Origin of the sequence: Companilactobacillus nantensis DSM 16982, from assembly GCF_001435815.1 — a bacterium.
GTDB classification, from domain to species: Bacteria; Bacillota; Bacilli; order Lactobacillales; family Lactobacillaceae; genus Companilactobacillus; species Companilactobacillus nantensis.
The window spans coordinates 90,746-109,535 of the sequence record NZ_AZFV01000007.1 but is presented as its reverse complement, the minus strand read 5'-3'; the positions used below and the strand labels follow the sequence as shown (position 1 = coordinate 109,535).

15 protein-coding genes are annotated in these 18,790 nt (G+C 36.7%); 6 read left to right on the top strand and 9 right to left on the bottom strand.

Features of this window, described 5'->3' with window-relative positions:
- Nucleotides 1–32 precede the first annotated feature (32 nt).
- From FD31_RS04520 to FD31_RS04500, 5 genes are all read left to right on the top strand, one after another.
- Nucleotides 33–1,046 (top strand): class I SAM-dependent methyltransferase, encoded by a 1,014-nt coding sequence (locus tag FD31_RS04520; RefSeq protein WP_057891575.1) that lies wholly within the window; start codon nt 33–35, stop codon nt 1,044–1,046.
- 10 nt (nt 1,047–1,056) lie between these two features.
- On the top strand, nt 1,057–2,253 hold the full coding sequence (locus FD31_RS04515) for an acetate/propionate family kinase (RefSeq protein WP_057891574.1): 1,197 nt from the start codon (nt 1,057–1,059) through the stop codon (nt 2,251–2,253).
- A 376-nt stretch (nt 2,254–2,629) separates the two neighbouring features.
- The gene (locus FD31_RS04510; RefSeq protein WP_057891573.1) at nt 2,630–4,306 is read left to right on the top strand and encodes an oleate hydratase; all 1,677 of its coding nucleotides are present in this window, start codon (nt 2,630–2,632) and stop codon (nt 4,304–4,306) included.
- A 289-nt stretch (nt 4,307–4,595) separates the two neighbouring features.
- Nucleotides 4,596–7,205, top strand: a complete 2,610-nt coding sequence (adhE, locus tag FD31_RS04505) for a bifunctional acetaldehyde-CoA/alcohol dehydrogenase (RefSeq protein ID WP_057891572.1) — start codon at nt 4,596–4,598, stop codon at nt 7,203–7,205.
- A 473-nt stretch (nt 7,206–7,678) separates the two neighbouring features.
- On the top strand, nt 7,679–8,920 hold the full coding sequence (locus tag FD31_RS04500) for an MFS transporter (RefSeq protein ID WP_057891571.1): 1,242 nt from the start codon (nt 7,679–7,681) through the stop codon (nt 8,918–8,920).
- A gap of 35 nt (nt 8,921–8,955) precedes the next feature.
- On the opposite strand, the gene FD31_RS04495 is transcribed toward FD31_RS04500, so the two are convergent.
- From FD31_RS04495 to FD31_RS04460, 9 genes are all read right to left on the bottom strand, one after another.
- Nucleotides 8,956–10,815 (bottom strand): glycosyltransferase family 39 protein, encoded by a 1,860-nt coding sequence (locus FD31_RS04495; protein WP_147007280.1) that lies wholly within the window; start codon nt 10,813–10,815, stop codon nt 8,956–8,958.
- 20 nt (nt 10,816–10,835) lie between these two features.
- Nucleotides 10,836–11,219: a hypothetical protein gene (locus tag FD31_RS14375; protein ID WP_235805329.1), complete on the bottom strand. Its 384-nt coding sequence runs from the start codon at nt 11,217–11,219 to the stop codon at nt 10,836–10,838.
- A gap of 81 nt (nt 11,220–11,300) precedes the next feature.
- Entirely contained in the window at nt 11,301–12,677 is a 1,377-nt protein-coding gene (locus FD31_RS04490) for an ABC transporter permease (RefSeq protein WP_235805328.1), read from the bottom strand.
- A 14-nt stretch (nt 12,678–12,691) separates the two neighbouring features.
- Complete coding sequence (locus tag FD31_RS04485; protein ID WP_057891570.1) at nt 12,692–14,677, bottom strand: glycosyltransferase family 2 protein; 1,986 nt, start codon at nt 14,675–14,677, stop codon at nt 12,692–12,694.
- Nucleotides 14,670–15,749 (bottom strand): bifunctional glycosyltransferase family 2/GtrA family protein, encoded by a 1,080-nt coding sequence (locus FD31_RS04480; RefSeq protein ID WP_235805327.1) that lies wholly within the window; start codon nt 15,747–15,749, stop codon nt 14,670–14,672. Before FD31_RS04480 ends, FD31_RS04485 begins: the two co-directional genes overlap by 8 nt.
- Before the next feature lie 612 nt (nt 15,750–16,361).
- Nucleotides 16,362–16,619 carry a DUF3781 domain-containing protein gene (locus tag FD31_RS04475; RefSeq protein WP_268872416.1) on the bottom strand — a complete coding sequence of 86 codons (258 nt, stop codon included), beginning with the start codon at nt 16,617–16,619 and terminating at the stop codon, nt 16,362–16,364.
- A complete protein-coding gene (locus FD31_RS04470) occupies nt 16,610–17,473 on the bottom strand; it encodes a glycerophosphodiester phosphodiesterase (RefSeq protein WP_057891568.1) in 864 nt (287 codons plus the stop codon). Before FD31_RS04470 ends, FD31_RS04475 begins: the two co-directional genes overlap by 10 nt.
- A gap of 91 nt (nt 17,474–17,564) precedes the next feature.
- Nucleotides 17,565–17,813: a hypothetical protein gene (locus FD31_RS04465; RefSeq protein WP_057891567.1), complete on the bottom strand. Its 249-nt coding sequence runs from the start codon at nt 17,811–17,813 to the stop codon at nt 17,565–17,567.
- 87 nt (nt 17,814–17,900) lie between these two features.
- Nucleotides 17,901–18,221: a DMT family transporter gene (locus FD31_RS04460; protein WP_057891566.1), complete on the bottom strand. Its 321-nt coding sequence runs from the start codon at nt 18,219–18,221 to the stop codon at nt 17,901–17,903.
- A gap of 144 nt (nt 18,222–18,365) precedes the next feature.
- On the opposite strand from FD31_RS04460, the gene FD31_RS04455 reads away from it, so the two are divergent.
- Nucleotides 18,366–18,788 (top strand): GNAT family N-acetyltransferase, encoded by a 423-nt coding sequence (locus FD31_RS04455; protein ID WP_057891565.1) that lies wholly within the window; start codon nt 18,366–18,368, stop codon nt 18,786–18,788.
- The last annotated feature ends 2 nt before the right edge of the window (nt 18,789–18,790 follow it).

Genomic DNA, 18,790 nt, shown 5'->3' with positions numbered 1-18,790 from the left:
TAAAATTTTATTATTAAGCAAAGAGGTTAACTATGTCTGAAAAAGATATGCAATCATATTTTGAAAAGCTAAACGAAGCCAATTCAATTTTGGGTAAGTCCTTGAAGGTCGGCAATATTGATTCACTTGCTGAAACATTGACGAACATTTCTGACGGTAAAGTTTACGTGGAGAATGATGTCCCCGATAAAGAGACCGTTAGTAAACTAGAGGCGATTTATCAAGAATTAAAAGATTTGAATTTAACGCCTTTACAATTAAAGCAAGCTATCACTGTTGCAATTATTAAAGCTCAAAAGGATGACAAAACCGAAGTCAATAAATTAATGACTCCGGATGCGATTGGTTTGATTGCCAGTCTCATTGCTTATGAGGTACTCAATGTTCAAAAGAAGACGAGCGTAAACATTGTTGATCCAACAGTGGGAACAGGTAACTTATTGATTGAGTTTATTGAACAATTGAACATGACAGATAAGTTCAAAATCAATGCAGCGGCACTTGATAACGATGAGACTTTAGTATCTTTAGCCAAGTCTTTTAGTGAAGTGATGAATCTCAATTTGGATGCTTATCACCAAGATAGCATTGCTGAATGGGATATCACCGATATTGATATGGCCGTGGCTGATTTACCAGTCGGTTATTATCCAGTTGATGAAAACGCATTGAAGTTCAAGACGAAAGCTGATAAGGGCCATTCTTATGCTCATCATTTATTAATTGAACAGACGATGAAAAATTTAAATGATGGTGGAATCGGTATATTCATTGTACCTTCACAAATTTTCCAAACAGATCAAGCTAAGAAATTGTCCGAATGGATGGTTTCAAGTGTTTATTTACAAGCAGTACTTGATTTACCTGCTACATTATTTGCTTCCAAAGAAGCTCAAAAAGCGATTGTTGTTTTACAAAAACACGGTGGTAATGCTAAGCAAGTAGGAAACGTTTTGATGGGCACAATACCAGATACCAATAATCCAAAATTATTTGAAGGGTTTAAGGACCAGTTGCAAGACTGGGCGAAAAATTTTAAAGGTTAGGTGAGATTAAATGTCTAAAATCATGGCCGTTAATTCTGGTAGCTCTACATTGAAGTGGAAACTATACACAGTACCTGATGAAAAAGTTGTTGCTAAAGGGATGGTTGATCGTTTAGGCCTGTCTGACTCTGTTTTTGAAGTTGAGTTCGATGGCAAAAAGATTAGTGAAATGGGCGATATTCCTGATCACACTACAGCCGTTAACAAGATGCTCGATAAATTGATCGATTTGAAAATCATTGATAATTACAATGAAATTTCAGGTGTTGGTCATCGAGTAGTTGCCGGTGGTAGTATTTTTAAGGATTCTGCTGTTGTGACACCACGTGTTATTCAACAAATTAGAAATCTTTCAGAGTTCGCTCCATTACATAACCCCGGGCAAGCTGCTGGTATCGAAGCATTTGAAAAAATTCTTCCAGATGTACCACAAGTAGCTGTTTTTGATACCTCATTCCATCAAACAATGGACCCAGTCAATTACTTGTATAGTATTCCTTACGAATATTATGAAAAATATGGCGTTCGTAAATTTGGAGCTCATGGAACAAGTCATAGATATGTCTCACAAGCTGCCGCCGATTACTTGCACAAGCCACTGAATGATTTGAAGATTATTTCATGTCACTTGGGAAGTGGTGCCTCAATTGATGCGATTGAAGACGGAAAATCTGTTGATACATCAATGGGATTCACACCATTAGCTGGTATTACGATGAGTACGCGTTCAGGTGACATCGATCCATCATTAGTTGCCTATTTGATGCAAAAAATGAAGATAACTGACCCAACTGAAATGGTAAAAATTTTAAATACAAAATCAGGACTACTTGGAATTTCAGGAGTTTCACCAGATATGCGTGATTTATTAGCAACCAGAGATGAAAATGACCGTTCTGATTTAGCCATTAAAATTTATATCAACCGAATCGTAAAATATATCGGTTCATACATTGCTTTGCTCAGCGGAGTAGACGCATTGATTTTCACAGCCGGAACAGGGGCTCAAAATGCCGAAATTCGTGCAGATATTGCCAATAGTTTTAACTATATGGGTATAAAAATTGATAAAGAAGCAAACGAAAATGGTAACGGAACTCGCGTTATCAGTACAAAAGATTCAACCGTTCAAGTCCTTGTAGTACCAACAGATGAGGAATTGATGATTGTTAGAGATGTGGTTAGATTGACTAAGTATAGCGATTAGAATAGAGGGCGAAGGACGACGCTTAGCTTATAATGATTTGCCTAGCTTCACGAATTGCACACCGGTTTTGTGTGCGATTTGGGAAGCGTAGCAAATTATTATAAGCTGTCGTCTGTAGCCCGTTTTAGAGCCACTGCATGCCCAATCTAAAAAACAACTGAATATATAAAATCCAAATAGCCAGAACAATCTTTTTTGATTGCTCTGGCTATTTTTAAATTAAAAAAAATAAATGCCACAAAATCCCAAAAATGTACCAAAAAATAGATTACAATTGTTCAATATATCAAAAATGAAAGCCTTTACTTTTTGTCTGGAACTGCTATATTTAAGGTGTATAGATGAAATAGGAAGATTTGAATGGAGGTCAGTTATTATGACAAGAAAAGCCTACATGATTGGTACTGGTATTGGAAACTTAGCTGCTGGTATCTATTTGATTCGTGATGGCGGCTTCAATGGTGAACAAATCACTATGATGGGTCTAGAAACACACGGTGCCAATGATGGTGCCCCAGTTAAGGACTATGAGGATGAATATAGCAACCAAGCTTTGAGTAACAGCAAGGGTTATTTAGCTAAGGGTGGTCGTATGTTGAACGAAGAAACATATGAAAACCTTTGGGACTTATTGCGTTCAGTTCCATCATTGGACAACCCCGGTCAAACTGTTACCGACGATATCTTAAACTTTGACCACGCACATCCAACACACGATGTTGGTCGTTTGATGGATGACGATGGTCCTCGTAACAAACAAAATAAAGATAACTACAGACACATGCAATTTACTAACAAAGAACGTTATTTGCTAAGTAAGTTGATGTTAACGCCGGAGAAGGATGAGGAAACTTTAAACAACATCAGTATTGCTGAATGGTTCGAAAGTACACCACATTTCTTCACAACTAATTTCTGGTACATGTGGCAAACAACTTTCGCTTTCAAACGTGCTAGTTCTGCTATGGAATTACGTCGTTACATGAACCGTATGATTCTTGAATTCAGTCGTATCAACACTTTGGAAGGTGTTACAAGAACACCATATAACCAATACGAAAGCATTATGTTACCAATGCGTAAGTATTTGGAAGACCGTGGCGTAACCTTTATCAATAACCGGAAAGTTACTGATTTGGAATTTAAAGATACACCTCTTCAAGATGATATTATCGTAACAGGAATCAAGTATGAAGAAGTCGACAATGACAACAAGGAAGGTCACATCGACATCGCTGAAAACGACTTAGTCTTTGATACTAATGGTTCAATTACTGATAGTTCATCAATTGGTGATTACGACACACCTGTTAAAGAAAATATGGAATATGCACCAAGTGCTATGCTTTGGAAGAAAGCCGCCGAGAAGTTCTACTCACTAGGTAATCCTGATAAATTCTTTAATGATCGTACACAAAGTGAGTGGATGAGTTTCACAGTTACAACAAATAACCACTACTTGGTCAACGAAATTTCACGTATCACCCAACAAGAACCTGGTAATGCTTTGAATACTTGGATTCACAGTACACCATTGATGTCACTTGTTGTACACCACCAACCACACTTCAAGGCACAAAAGCCTAATGAATCAGTCTTCTGGGGATACTTCATGTATCCAAGAAGAAATGGTGATTACGTTCAAAAACCAGTTATCGAAATGACTGGTAAGGAAATGCTTGAAGAATTTCTTGGTCAATTAGCCGCTGTTGATCCAAGTAAAGATGGTATTGCTAACCACAAACAAGAAATTATGGACAGCATTGTCAACGTAATTCCTGTTCACATGCCATATGCTAGTGCTTTGTTCAATCAAAGAGCTGTTGGTGATCGTCCAGATGTTGTGCCAGAACACAGTAAGAATCTAGCCTTCGTCAGTCAATTCTGTGAACAACCATTTGATATGGTCTTTACGGAACAATATTCATTCCGTGCTGCCCAACGTGCAGTTTACACATTGCTCAACATTCCATTATCAGAAATGACACCAATGCACCACTACGAGAAGGACCCTAAGGTCATGGCTCGTGCTACAAAGACAATGTTCAGATAACAAAATAATTCACAAACTGGAGCTGGAAATCAATTCAGCTCTTTTTTTGTGAATTAAAAAAAGCCGATATCAGTCACTTTGTGAAGATTTTTTCACAATTGGATACTAAATTTTAAAGCTGTGAAATTAATTATAATCACAAACTATTGCTGATACGTGTTGATATATCAACGTGAATACGTTTACATTAATTATTTAGAATAAAACGCTTGAACAAAAGATACACAGTGATAAGATAAAACGTGAATTAGTTAACAAATACAGTTTTTTTATTCTTGGAGGTAATCAAATGTTGAAAGGTTCCAAAGATACAAAGGTTGAAGAAAAAGAAGACGTCAAACCAGTTATTGACGCCATGGTTGCTAAAGCTCACAAGGCTTTGGACATTATGGATAGCTTTACTCAAGAACAAGTTGATCACATTGTTCACCAAATGGCTATTGCTGGTTTAAATGCTAGTTTTGAATTAGCTAAGTTGGCTCACGAAGAAACAGGTCGTGGCTTGGTTGAAGATAAAGTTATCAAGAATATGTTTGCTACCGAAGAAATTTGGCACTCAATCAAACGTGATAAAACAGTTGGTATCATTGAAGACGATAAAGAACATCGTTTAATCAAGGTCGCTGAACCACTAGGTGTCTTAGCTGGTGTTACACCTGTTACGAACCCAACTTCAACAGCTATGTTTAAATCATTGATTGCCTTGAAGACACGTAACCCAATTATTTTTGGATTCCATCCTCAAGCTCAAAAATGTTCTGTTGCTGCAGCTAAAGTTATGTTGAAAGCTGCTGTTGACGCTGGTGCTCCCGAAGGTGTCATCCAATGGGTTGAAAAACCAAGTATCGAAGCTACTTCATACTTGATGAATAACGAAGGCGTTGCTAGTGTCTTGGCTACTGGTGGTCCTGGAATGGTCAAGGCTGCTTACTCAACTGGTAAACCTGCTTTGGGTGTTGGTCCTGGTAATGGTCCTGCTTATATCGAAAAGACAGCTAACATCAAACGTGCTGTTAACGATATTATGATTTCTAAGACTTTCGATAATGGTATGGTTTGTGCCGCTGAAAACAGTGCCATCGTTGATGCTGATATTTATGACGAAGTTAAGTCATTGCTTGAAAAGAACAAAGTTTACTTTATCAAGAAGTCAGATTATAAGAAGTTAGCTGAAGCAATGTTTAGACCAGAGGGCGGCGTTAAAGGTCCTATCGCTGGTCGTTCAGCCTTAGAAATTGCTGATCTTGCTGGCATTAAAGTTCCTGCTGATACTAAGGTTATCGGTGTTGAAATTAGCAAGGTTGGACCTGACGAACCACTTTCAGCTGAAAAACTTTCCCCAGTTCTTTCAGTTTATAAAGTTGCTGGTCACAAGGAAGGCTTCGAAAAGGCTGATGAACTATTGCACTTTGGTGGTTTAGGTCACACAGTTGGTATTCACACCATGGACGAAGATTTAGCTACTGAATTTGGTATCAAGATGAAAGCTAGTCGTGTACTAGTTAATACTCCTGCTGCTATTGGTGGTATTGGTAATCTTTATAACGAAATGATTCCATCACTTACTCTTGGTACTGGATCATGGGGGAAGAATTCTATTTCTCATAACGTATCTTCATTTGATTTGCTTAATATTAAGACAATCGCTAAACGGAGAAATAATATGCAATGGATTAAACAACCAAGAGTTTACTATGAAAAGACATCAGTTCGTTACTTAGAGGACCTTGAAGGCATGAAGAGAGCCTTTATCGTCTGTGATCCTGTAATGGTTCAACTAGGTTACGTCGATACAATTACTGATGAATTGAAGCGTAGTAAAGTTAACGTTGAATATTCAATGTTCTCAGACGTTGATAACATTGTGACAACTGATATCGTTCAACGTGGTGTGACACAAATGAACTTGTTCAAGCCTGATACAATTATTGCTTTAGGTGGTGGCAAGACTATGGAAACTGCCAAGGACATGTGGCTATTCTACGAACACCCAGATGTTGATCTCTTTGGTGCAAAGCAAGGCTTCATTGATATTAGAAAACGTACTTACAAGTTCCCTAAGCCTGAAAAAGCTCAATTCGTTGCTATTCCAACAACCTTTGGTAATGGTGGACAAGTTACACCATTTAGTTCAATTATCGATACTAAGACAGGTACTAAGTACCCAATCGCTGATTATGCATTGACCCCTGATGTTGCTATCATTGATTCACAATTTGTTGAAACAATGCCAAAAGACATCATGGCTGAATCTGGTATGGACGTATTGACTAACGCCATTGAATCATACGTTGCTAACATGGCCTCAGATTACACAAGACCATCAGCACTCCAAGCTGTTAAGTTAGTCTTTGATAACTTAGAAAAAGCCGTTGCTGGTGATAAAGATGCTCAAGCAGAAATGCACAACGCTTCAACATTAGCAGGACTTTCATATGGAAATGCCTTTGCCGGAGTTGCACACTCAATCACTGATGCATTGACAAACGTCTATGGTATTAACCATGGCTTAGCATCAATCATAGCTTTGCCACAAGTTATTAATTATAACTTTGAACAACCAACTAAGATGACAATGTGGCCTGCATACGAAAGCTTCAGAGCCGATTCAGACTATGCTGCAATCGCCAGTTACATTGGTTTGAGCGGTAAAGATGAACGAGCATTGAAAGATGCCCTAGTTAAGAAAATCGTTGATCTAGCACATGCCGTTGGCATCAAGTTAAGTCTTAAAGATAACTACATTGATAAGAAAGACTTCGATGGCAGATTAGACGACTTAGCAGAAGCAACATTCGGAGATCAATTCTCATTTACTAACCCTAAGGAACCATTGATTGCTGAATTGAAACAAGTATTGAAAGATGTTTACGTCGGAAAAGGAATCGAAAGTAAATAGAGAGCGGAGACAGGGCGGTCAGCTCCCGAGCATTTTCGTAACTATGTGAATTGCACGCTGGTTTTGCGTGTGATTTGCATAGTTATGAAAAGCGGAAGGAGTTGCCCTGTCGTAGCTCGTTTCAAAATAGAGAGCGGAGCAGGCCCGGGAATTTCCGAGCATTTGCATGACTTCACGAATTATCCGCGCTCCTTGCGGATGATTTGGGAAGTTAGGCAAAGCGGAAGAAATTGGCCTGTGTAGCTCGTTTCAGAGCCACTGCCTACCCAGCCGCTCTAAAATACAACTGAATTAAAATAATAAACATAAATAGCGTCGGTAATCTAAATTTAAGAGATTACCAACGCTATTTTTCTATACCCCAAAATCAATATATTCATAAAAAGTTATACCAACAACCCAATAAAAACCCCACTCCAACTAAGCTATACTGAAATAACTGGGGGAGAAAGCTCTGAAAAGGGGTTGTCTATTTGAGAATTAATAAAGAACAGTGGAGTTGGATTTTTTATGATTGGGCAAATTCAGCATATGGGATTATTGTTACAACAGCAGTTTTGCCAATTTATTTTAAATCCATTGCCCAAACACAACATGTTTCGGCAGCTGGATCAACAGCGATTTGGGGCTATGCAAATAGTTTTAGCACCTTATTAGTTTCACTATTAGCACCATTTTTAGGGGCATTAGCTGACTATCCACACTTTAAAAAGAAAATGTTAAATATCTTTTGTTGGCTGGGAATTGTCATGACTTTGGGATTGGCGTTGGTTCCCGCTGACCAATGGCAGTGGTTGCTAGTTATTTATGTTTTTTCAGCTATTGGCTATTCAGCCAGTAATTTGTACTATGACAGCTTTTTAATTGATGTAGCTGATGATAAAGATATGAACAGGATATCCACACACGGGTATGCATATGGCTATTTAGGTGGTGTGATTGCTTTCATGTTCTTCTTAGTACTACAGTTGACCAATGGTTTTGGTAAGTTAGATGGGACTGGAATTGCTAGGTGGAGTTTTGTAATTGCAGGTGTTTGGTGGATTATTTTTTACATTCCTCTACAGAAGAATGTTCATCAAAAGTTTTCAGTTGCCAGTAATTCAGCACCGTTGGCTGATAGTTTAAAACGTGTTTTACAAACAATTCACCACATTAAGCAATATAAGAAAGTTGCTTGGTTCTTAGTCGCGTACTTCTTTTATATTGATGGTGTGGATACGATTTTTACGATGGCTACGGCGATTGGGATGGATATTGGTATTAAGACTAATGAATTGATGATTGTCATGCTAGTCGTCCAATTAGTGGCATTTCCGTTCTCAATTTTCTTTGGCTGGTTAGCTGATAAAACATCAACTCGTAAAGGTATCTTATTAGGAATCAGTGTGTATTTCATTATTTGTTTGTATGCTTTGAATTTGAAAACTAGTCGAGACTTCTGGATCTTGGCATTACTTGTGGGAACGAGTCAGGGTGGATTGCAAGCCTTGAGCCGTTCATACTTTGGAAAAATTATTCCGAAAGAATCCGGTAGTGAGTTTTATGGCTTTTATAATATTTTAGGAAAATTTTCGGCCGTCATGGGTCCATTTATTGTGGCTTTTGTGACGCAAATGACTGGAAAATCAACAATCGGAGCAGCATCAATTAGTGTACTGTTTTTGATTGGATTAGTGGTTTTTGCGTTGTTACCAAGGATTACATCGAAATAAAAAACGTCGAAATTCTTCGGCGTTTTTTTTATACATTAATTAATTTTTTTGGTAGCTGAAAGTCGGACTAGATGGTGTTTGTTGACTTTATAGAAACCAGTTCTAATTTTTTGATGATAAAACTTTTTCATTCCCCGAGTGAACTTCTTATCATACTTTGGCACAGCCACATATTCGTACTGCTCCAGGTCCTTTTGAAAGACAGCCTTTTTATTGCTAAAGACTGCCTGTCCAGTAGCGTTATTAGTGAAGAAATAGTAGTTCGCTAAGTAACCAGCATAATAAGTCGTAACTTCAACTTTTTGGGGATCAACAATCAAGATCTTAGTATCATTCAACTTGGTCCATGGTTGAGCAACTTTCGTCAACATCACGGGTAGAGTTCTACGGTTATAGTTATTGGTAAAGTTTGTCCCGTTGATTTCCGAATACATCATAATAATGGCAAAAAACATAACTAAGAATGAGGCTAATTGGTAACCATTTTTCGTCCAAATAGATTGAAAGTTTCTTGGACCACGAGCTGACATATCTTGTTCATAAAATGTCTCGTCAATCACACGAACTAATGCGATGGCTCCAATAAAGAGATTTAGAACCACTGTGGAGGACATATACCGTTCAAAACCATCTAGGGTGATGGCTTCGGCAAATGGCATAGAAAGGACATACATTCCTAATAAACTAAAGTAGTAAAGTAGTGAAACTAAATCAAGCCAGCCAAGGAGTTTTAAGAGATTATTCGGATGGTGACAAGTGTACTTAATAATTGCCCAGCCACCAATCATTAGGATATTTAAGACTAAAAATCCCTGTGTGGACAGTGAACCGAAATTAAATATTTGTTTCAGAAATTGCTGACCAATGACAATAAATCCATGCATGCCATCTTGTGATAATTGGTGAGAATAGGCATTAGCACTAATTTCATGCTTAGATTCGGTGAACGTTAATTTAACGTGAATTTCCCACCAGATGAAAGGTAAAGCACCGACTAACAAACTACCTAACCAAGTAACAATAATGTTTGTAATTTGTTTTAAATGGTTCTTATTGGTGATTCTGTGAATCAACATGTATAAGTAATAAACAGCAATTATAATAACGAAAAAAGCGGCCGAATTTTTGACAAGTAATAATGAACCGCTAAACAGGGCGACATGAAGAAACTGTAATTTAGGTTGTTGTTGATAAACAAAAATACCAACTAACGCTGCCACGGTGAGAATGGCTAAAACATAATCAACTAGTAAATTATTTAAACGAATATTGATGTTGAAAACGTAAGAAATAGCGATTGTTAGGCAGAGCAACATGGAATTTAAGCCACGAGTCCGGTCACGTAAGGTTGCAAAGATGGAATAACTGGCAGCCCAAATCAAAGCAAATTGAGCAACGAGCATTGTCCCTGAACTAAAGCCGACGAAATTGACGAATTGAGTAATAAATAAAGCTGTTGCTGGTGGGTAAGAAGTGAAGGAAATAATTGTATCACTAGGAGTTGGCAAGTGTCCGGTGTAAGTCATTAGTTTAACAATCGTAGCCCAGTGTGAGAAATTATCGTAATGGATTAACGGACTACGATATAAAACTAACGCCATGACAAAACCTAGAAAAATCATCCAGCCGTCAAATAGATGTAATCCTTCATAATGGAAGGATACTTTGCCTAAATAACCTAAAACCAATCGGGCAGCCAGTAATAGTACGCCCAAGGTTGTGACTATCCAAATGCCAGCTTTTAACCAACCTAGCATAGCAAAGATATAGAGCAAAATGATTTGAACTAAGATGCCAGTGATCCACGTTAAATAAGGGTTGACGTGTAGCCATCGCATAAAACTGCTATAACCAATTATGGCTAGTGAGAAGAAAATTAAACCAAAGAATGCCAAGTTGGAACCTCCTTGTTAAATTAATGAATCCGTTTTAAACCATGATTGGTAATTTTAAAGAAACCAGTTATGACGTGTTGATGATAAACCTTTTGCGTTAAGACGGTGAAAGTTCGGTGAGTTTCAGGAATGGCAACATAGTCATATTGTTCGACAGCTTGTTTAAAAGCTTCTGGAGTCATCATAAAGTTTTCTTGACCGACAGCTTTGTCAGTAAAGAAATAATAACGTCCAACGTAGCCAGCGTAATAATCATCGACGTCGACTTTCTCTGGATCAACGATTAACACTTTTTTGTGATTTAGATGATACCAAGGTTTGGCAATCCGACTCATTTGTAATGGTAAAGTATTGTGATTCATTTTATTAGTGAAATTAGTCCCAGTAATTTCGGAGTACATCATAGTAATGGCGAAGAAACCAACGACTAATGTTGAAATTTGATAAATATTTTTAGTGGAAGCACTCTTGAATGACTGCGTATTTCATTTTTGAAAGTTTTGTTCAAACTGCAGTCGATCAAGTACCCGAACTAACGGAATGGAACCTAACAGTAGATTAGCAATAACCATGCTTCCCATGTAACGTTCAAACCCATCTAAGACAATGGCTTCAGCGTAAGGCATAGAGAGGATATACATTCCAAAAAGGCTTCCATAATAGGCAATGAAGACGAAATCTAGTAGTATTGCCATGCCCAAAAGGTCGTTATGTAGTCCCTTCAATAAACGTGCATAAATCCAAGTTCCAATCAAAACGACATTAATTAGAATAATCCCTTTAGTTGAAAGTGAACTTAAACTAAAAATCTGGTCGATAAACTTATGGAAAATTTTGAGCAATTCTTGATGACTCTCGCCATTCAATTGTTTGGAATATGCTTGAGTACTAATTTCATGTTTTGAAATAGTGAAAGTTTGTTTGACATGCTGGTTCCACCACAAAAATGGCAAGATTCCGATGCCGATAGAGCCAACTAATTGTACTGGGATGGCAATAATTCTCTCATACCAGTGACCACGAGCATTAGTAATCAGAATGTACAGCAGATAAACGCCAATCATCACGACATAGAAGGTACCTGAGTTTTTCACTAGCATTAAGGCACCGATAAAGATTGCCGTGTGGAAACACAATAAAAGGTGTTGCTTGCGATAAACGAAAATCCCAACAATTGCGGCTACTGTAATAATTGGAAGTACATAATCAACTAGTAAATTATTTAACCGAATTGCCACGTTGAAGACAAATGTAATCGCCAAAGTAAAGCAAAGTGCAAAACTAGTTAGCGCTCTTGAACGATCACGTAGACCAGCAAAAATTGAGTATCCAGCTGCCCAAATCAAGAGAAATTGAGCAATCAGCATTGTACCGTCACTAAAACCAGTCCAATGAACGAACTGAGTAATGTAAAGAGCTGTCGCTGGTGGATAAGATGTGAAAGAAATTAATTTGTCTGCGGCACCAGGTAGGCGGCCAGTGAATGTCATAAATTTTACCATGACGGCCCAATGTGAAAAGTTATCATAATGAACTAAGGGACTGTGAATTAAAGTAGAACACATCACACCCCCAAGTCCCAGCATCCAAAGGTCAAACAAGTGAATCCCTTCAAATTTCAATTGACCTTTATGCCAGAAACTTAAGCCGGACCACATAATCAATAATGCAATACCTAAGTATGTAACCACTTTGATACCAAGGTTGAGCATGCCAGTCATAGCAAAAACGTACAACATTAAAATTTGAACCAACATGGCCGTGATCCACGCCAAGTAAGGACTAACACCGAATCGACGTAATGTTCCGTTGTAGCCGGTCAGCCCTAATAAATATATAAGAAAACCAATCCAAGCATTCATTAAAAATATTCCCCTTAAAAGCGATTAAAGTAACGGCTAATTTTACGTTCATAAGTTCTGACTCGTACAATCAAGTTCATATAAAGTTCGTCAAATGGTGTGACCCAAGTATCTTGAACACTTGGTAAAGTCTTATTGGCACCATCATAAACCAGCTGTAAGTAATGATTTTCATTTTCGTCTGATGGAACTTGGACTTGAACACTGTAAATCGTAGCATTGTCGCGATGACTCGTTCTGACAACTTTACCTGATAACTTAATATCATAATCTTTGTGTTTAACTGTTAAATTGACATTGTCGTTTTCAGCAATATCCGTTACTGGTCCGTCAGTAGTAGTAAAAGCAATCCCACCTTCAGAGACATCTTCTGTTTTCATAGGATGCCATTTGCCATCATCGCCTTGAATTTTGCCGTTAACACGCCGAATAAAACGTTCATTTTTTCGATAAACGGGACGTCCCATTGAGATGAACAAACACATACTGAGATTGATAAAGTGCATCAGTAGCCAAAATGTTATGACACTACCGACTAAAATTTCTGAACCGTATTTGCCATAGTTAAATTTAATAATTGCCACTAGAGTAATTGTCCAAAGAATTAAATAAGGTAAAATATAAAGTTTGTCTTTGATTGAGTAGGTAACATTTTTCGACGTCACTTTGAATTTTTTGGCTTTAATACCAATTGATTCGAGAAAGACAGGAATAAACAAGTAGGGGGCAAAGAATGTTTCTTGAACTTCACCCCAGCGTTCGTTTCTAATTTTGGCCTTGTCGTGCATGCCAGAAGTATCACCCATTACGTAATGTAATAGGAAATAACCCGGTGCCCAAATGACCATTAGAATCCAAAAGTTAGCATTAACAACTTGAATTTTGAAGAGGGCATAGAGAATTGGAGCAATCATATAAATCATGCGCCGGAAAAATGCCCACCAATAGAAATACGCGTTTATTAAAATGATTCGATTGACGAAGGATAGATGAGGATTAGTAAAGATATGCAAATTACGACAACTTTGCATAACCCCACGAGCCCATCTCGTCCGTTGTTTAATTACACCCTTCATGTCAATCGGAGTCATACCACTTGATTGCGGAATCTTAGTAGCGAGACTGATGTAACCTGCCATATTGAGTTTAGTACCTAGTTCAAAGTCTTCAGTAATGGTATCAGTCGGAAAGTCGCCAACTTCATCAACGGCTGAACGTAAGAAGACAGCATTTGACCCTGTAAATAGGGCTCGATTGTTACCGCCATTTAAAACGTTGATATCTCGGGAAAAGAAGTCTTGCTCGTTAGGGATGATTTTCTCAGAGAACAAATTAAATTGAAAAATGTCGGCATTGTAGAAACTCTGTGGTGTTTGGACGAATCCTAATGGATCGGTATGATCTGGATCATCTTGTAATTGTTGGAAATTTTCGGTAAAAAGTGGCACGGTATTTCTGAGAAAACCGGAGAAAGGAATCATATCGGTATCAAAAATAGCGAATAATGGCGAGTCTAACTTGGCTAAAGTATGGTTAATGTTACCTGATTTAGCTTGTTTGTTATCTTCCATGCCAGAATATTGGACGTGGTACTGTTTTGCTAAAGCTTTAACTTCGGGACGATTACCATCATCAGCAATCACAATATGAACTTTACTTTTGTCTGGATAATCAATGAAAGTAGCCGCATTAACCGTTTTTCGAAGCAATTCAACTTCCTCATTATGAGTAACGATAATAATATCGACGTCAGGTAAAGGTTGAGTTTTGCTATAATCGGGCATCTGTAAGTTCCATTTTTTCTTGGTTGAAAGCATACGGAAAAAAATCAGAATAAAACCAGTTGTATTGGAGAGAATTTCACTAAGAACTAACAATAAGGCAAAAATTAGTGTAAAGATATTGGAATGCCAAGGAATAGTGAAAAAGATTCTCCAAATCAGATAAATTACTGACAAAGCAATGGCTAAAAAGTAAAGAAAACGCCGACGATTAGACATTCTGAGGACCTTCCTTAAAGATGAAATTACTTTGAATACGATAGCTGACCATGAAGAGTATAAAATCAACAATCATTTTGGCAATCGTTGGCATAATCGGACCGTTGGTAGCAGGGAGCAGTGTTGTTAAAAGATCTGTAAAGAATCCAGAAGCAAACATTTGAGCAACAAAAAGGATTGCGTATTTAATTAACGTTTGATGTCCAGCGTTATTAAAGACGACCTGATGATTGATCATATAGTTTGCAATTGAAGATAATACTCTTGAGACGATGGTAGCAATCATAATACTGTTTAAAACATTGTTGTTTAAGATAAAAAGGACAAGATAAAAGAGACTGATATCAATTAAAAAGGATATTAGCCCACTGGCAGCAAATTTTAAAAAGCGTGAATAAATAGCGATTGAATCACGAATGACTCGGAAATGCGATGAGGCATTACCATCTAAATAAATAGTAGGAATAGGTTGTTCTACGACCTGAATGTCGTATTTTTTAGCCTGTAATAACATGTCAAATTCAAATTCGAAACGATTACCTGGAAAGTCGATTAAATTAGCTGTGTAAGCTATCGGAATAATTCTCAATCCAGTTTGAGTATCGGAGATATTCTGACGTGTCAAAATGCGAACCAATCCACTAGTCAAAAGATTGCCGAATTGACTTCGAAAAGGAATATTATTGGTAAAATGACGAACACCGATGATTAGTCGATCAGTATTTAAAGAAAATTTATCCACGCAACTTTGTAAAGCAGCGACAGTATGTTGTCCGTCTGAATCCATTGTTGCTACACCATCTACGTCTGATAGATGATTCTGAATATAGCTAAAAGCTGTTTTTAAGGCAGCACCTTTACCGCGATTGGTTGGATGATGCAAAATTGTTAATTCTGGATAGTGCAGGGTTAATTCGTTAAAAATATTTTTGTGAAGCTTATCACTGCCGTCGTCGACAATTATGATTTGTTTAATAATATTTAATAAAGTTACTGTACTGGTAATCTCGCTGATTAATTGAATCAATTTATCATCAGGATTAAGTGCTGGAATAACAACGTCAATTTTCAAAATAATTCCCCCCATTTCCTCATTGAATACTAAGTAGTATATAAGTGCTTGGTGATAGTTAAATTCTTGCTCTTTCCAGCTAATTCCTTATTAATTAATGGTAATTTTTTATAGTTTTACCATAATTACCTAAAAAATAAGATATATCCATACTTTGAATTTACTAAATCGCACAATAAATTAACTAGCGCCACGCGTTATATAAGTAAGAAGTGTTGTACCCTCATACAAAACACTTTTACTAAAGTTGAATCTAAATATTTATCAGTTGTGCGGACTGCATCGAGTTGAGGTGTCGAAGTTTGATCTGAGTTTTATAGCTAAAATCATCAAATATGTTCGTACTAATACCTTTTAATTTAATAGATTAAAAACTGCTTTTAAAAATAAATACTGAATAAATATCGAAATATATATCAGTGCATACAAATTTATTGTAATCCTTAAAGGAGTAAGAATCAGCAAATAAATTGATTTTGTTATTGTTATATATAATTAAATATATTAATGAAAAATGAGTGTCATAATGTTGCAAAAATTAGTGTTAAAGGCAAAAAAAACTCTGCAAAATCAGATTTGATTTTACAGAGTTTTTTACTAGTTATGGTTAGTTTAGATTTTGTTAGCAGTAATTAATCGATAGTTAAATGAATTAATAACCAATTCAACAGTACCATTTTGCAAATAATAGTTTTTGCCATTTTTAATAATAGTGGTGGTGTCATCCTTGATGATTTTATCAACTAAATTTTTAATTTCTTCACTGGATAAATTTTGTTGAAGTTTCTTATTCACACGACCAAAAACAAGTGGTGTATAACAAACATTTTCTAAAAAAATATTACGTTCAGGTATTATAATTATTTCCACCGATTGATTAATTGTGCAGTTTCCTTAGTGTTATTAGTGAAGACACTGTCCAATTTCAAAGTATTTAGGGCATCGTAATTATCATTGTAAGTATTCAAAATCCAACCATTTGTTTTGAAACCATTTTTGTGTGCCAATTTAACTAGTTTTGGTGTCCATTGATTCAAACGAATCGAAATGAATTTGATATAACGAGGGGCATTTTCAATTTGTTCGCTGTATTGGCGCTCGGTTACAGAATCTAATAGCCAAAGTGTGGGTACATCTTTTAAAGCTTTGTGAACAGCTTCAATACCGGGCAAGCTCTCATCTTGCATAATAACGTTATTGGTCATCTTAGCTTTTTTCAATTCTTTGATCAAAGCCTTTTCAGTATCAGTGTTGTCGCCAGCATTTTTCTTTGTTTCAATAATATAATGAACTTTTTGACCATATCGTTTGAAAACATCCTTCAATTGGTGAATCTTCTCGCCATTGTGTAATTTAACTTTATCAATTTGGCTTGAATTAGATGTTGAAATTGTGACGTTGTGACCAGTGGATTGTTTGAGATTATCATCGTGAGAAACGTACAATTTGTTGTCTTTACTGAGCCAAACATCTTGTTCAATGTATTGCGTACCATCTTTGATGGCTTGATTATAACCACTAAATGAGTGATCAGGATTGTTATAAGGACTACCACGATGTGAAAAAATTATCGGTGAGTCGGGTGCGGCATGGTTGATACTTTGTGTTACTGAAGTAAGGTTTTTAGCTTTGGGAGTAGCCGCTGCTTGAGCACTGGTAGCAACGAGTGGCAAAGTTAAAACAGTCAAAAGCAACAAGATTGATGCAATTTTTATTTTCTTCATATTTTCCCCTCTGAAGCGATATTGTTAACCATATTTTACTCATAAAAAAAGCGTTACCGCAAGTTATAGGTAACGTTTTTAGGATTAGTTATTAAAATTTAAATGACCGGCGGGTTTTTTCTAGGTGATGGCCTAATGCTAATTGCTTAGTTTTTTCGCGTTCAATTTTAAGTTTCTTTTGAAGCTGGCGATTCTTCCAAAATCCATGAATGCAAACTGCAACTGGTAGGGTTGTTAAAGCAATGGTAGCTGGAATCAACCATGGATTTTCGTGCAGCATTTCCATATTAAATTCTTTATTTTCTGTCATTTCTTGATGTAGTTCCTCAGGTGTCAACATAATATCGCATCCTTTCGACTTTGCTTAAAGCATAAGCTAAAATGTAACCGATGTCATTAGTTAAGGCTGAAAAATGATAGAATTAATTTAACTACCAGAAGTAAATTTAATACCAACGATGCTAACTAGTAATAAGACGACGAAAACCCAAGTTAGTGGTGATAGTTTATCGCCAAAGAGAACAACACCGACGATGATTGAGCCGACGGCACCAACGCCAGTCCAAATGGGGTAAGCCAAGCTCATTGGCATTTTTTTAATAGCTAAAGCGAGCAGTCCCATACTTAAAGCTAGTCCAACAATCGTCATAATGGTGTAGTTTAATTTTGTGAAACCGTGACTAAGTTTCATAGTTGTGGCCCAGACGACTTCAAAAAGTCCAGCTGTGATTAAATAGATCCAATTCATAATATTTTCCTCCAAAAAAAATAAGTACCCCTATCAATTCCTTCTTTGGCCTAATGGAATTGGTAAGAATACTTTTTTAAGTGACACCCGGCGGTGTTTAATGATTTCAGGCTATTTTAGCAAAAATAAGGATGGATGGCAAACATGATTCGAAAGATGAGACAAGATGAAATTAATGTAGTAGGTGAAATTTGGCTCCATGGAAATTTAGAAGCACATGATTTTGTGGATAAAAACTATTGGTTGAACTATTTAGATGATGTTAAGGAACAATTTAAGCAGGCAGATATTTATGTTTATGAAGAACATGGTATTCAAGGATTTGCTGGCTTGAAAGATGATTATATTGCAGGAATTTTTGTTAATAAGTCTGTCCGCGGTCAAGGAATAGGCAAAAAGTTGTTAGATTATTTGAAGCAACGTTATGCTAAATTAACCTTAGATGTTTATGCTAAAAATACTGGTGCGTTAAAATTTTATCAAAAGAACAATTTTAAGATTGCATTTGAGGATGTTGATAAAGATAATGATGAAAAAGAATTTCAAATGATTTGGACTAAGGAGTAACT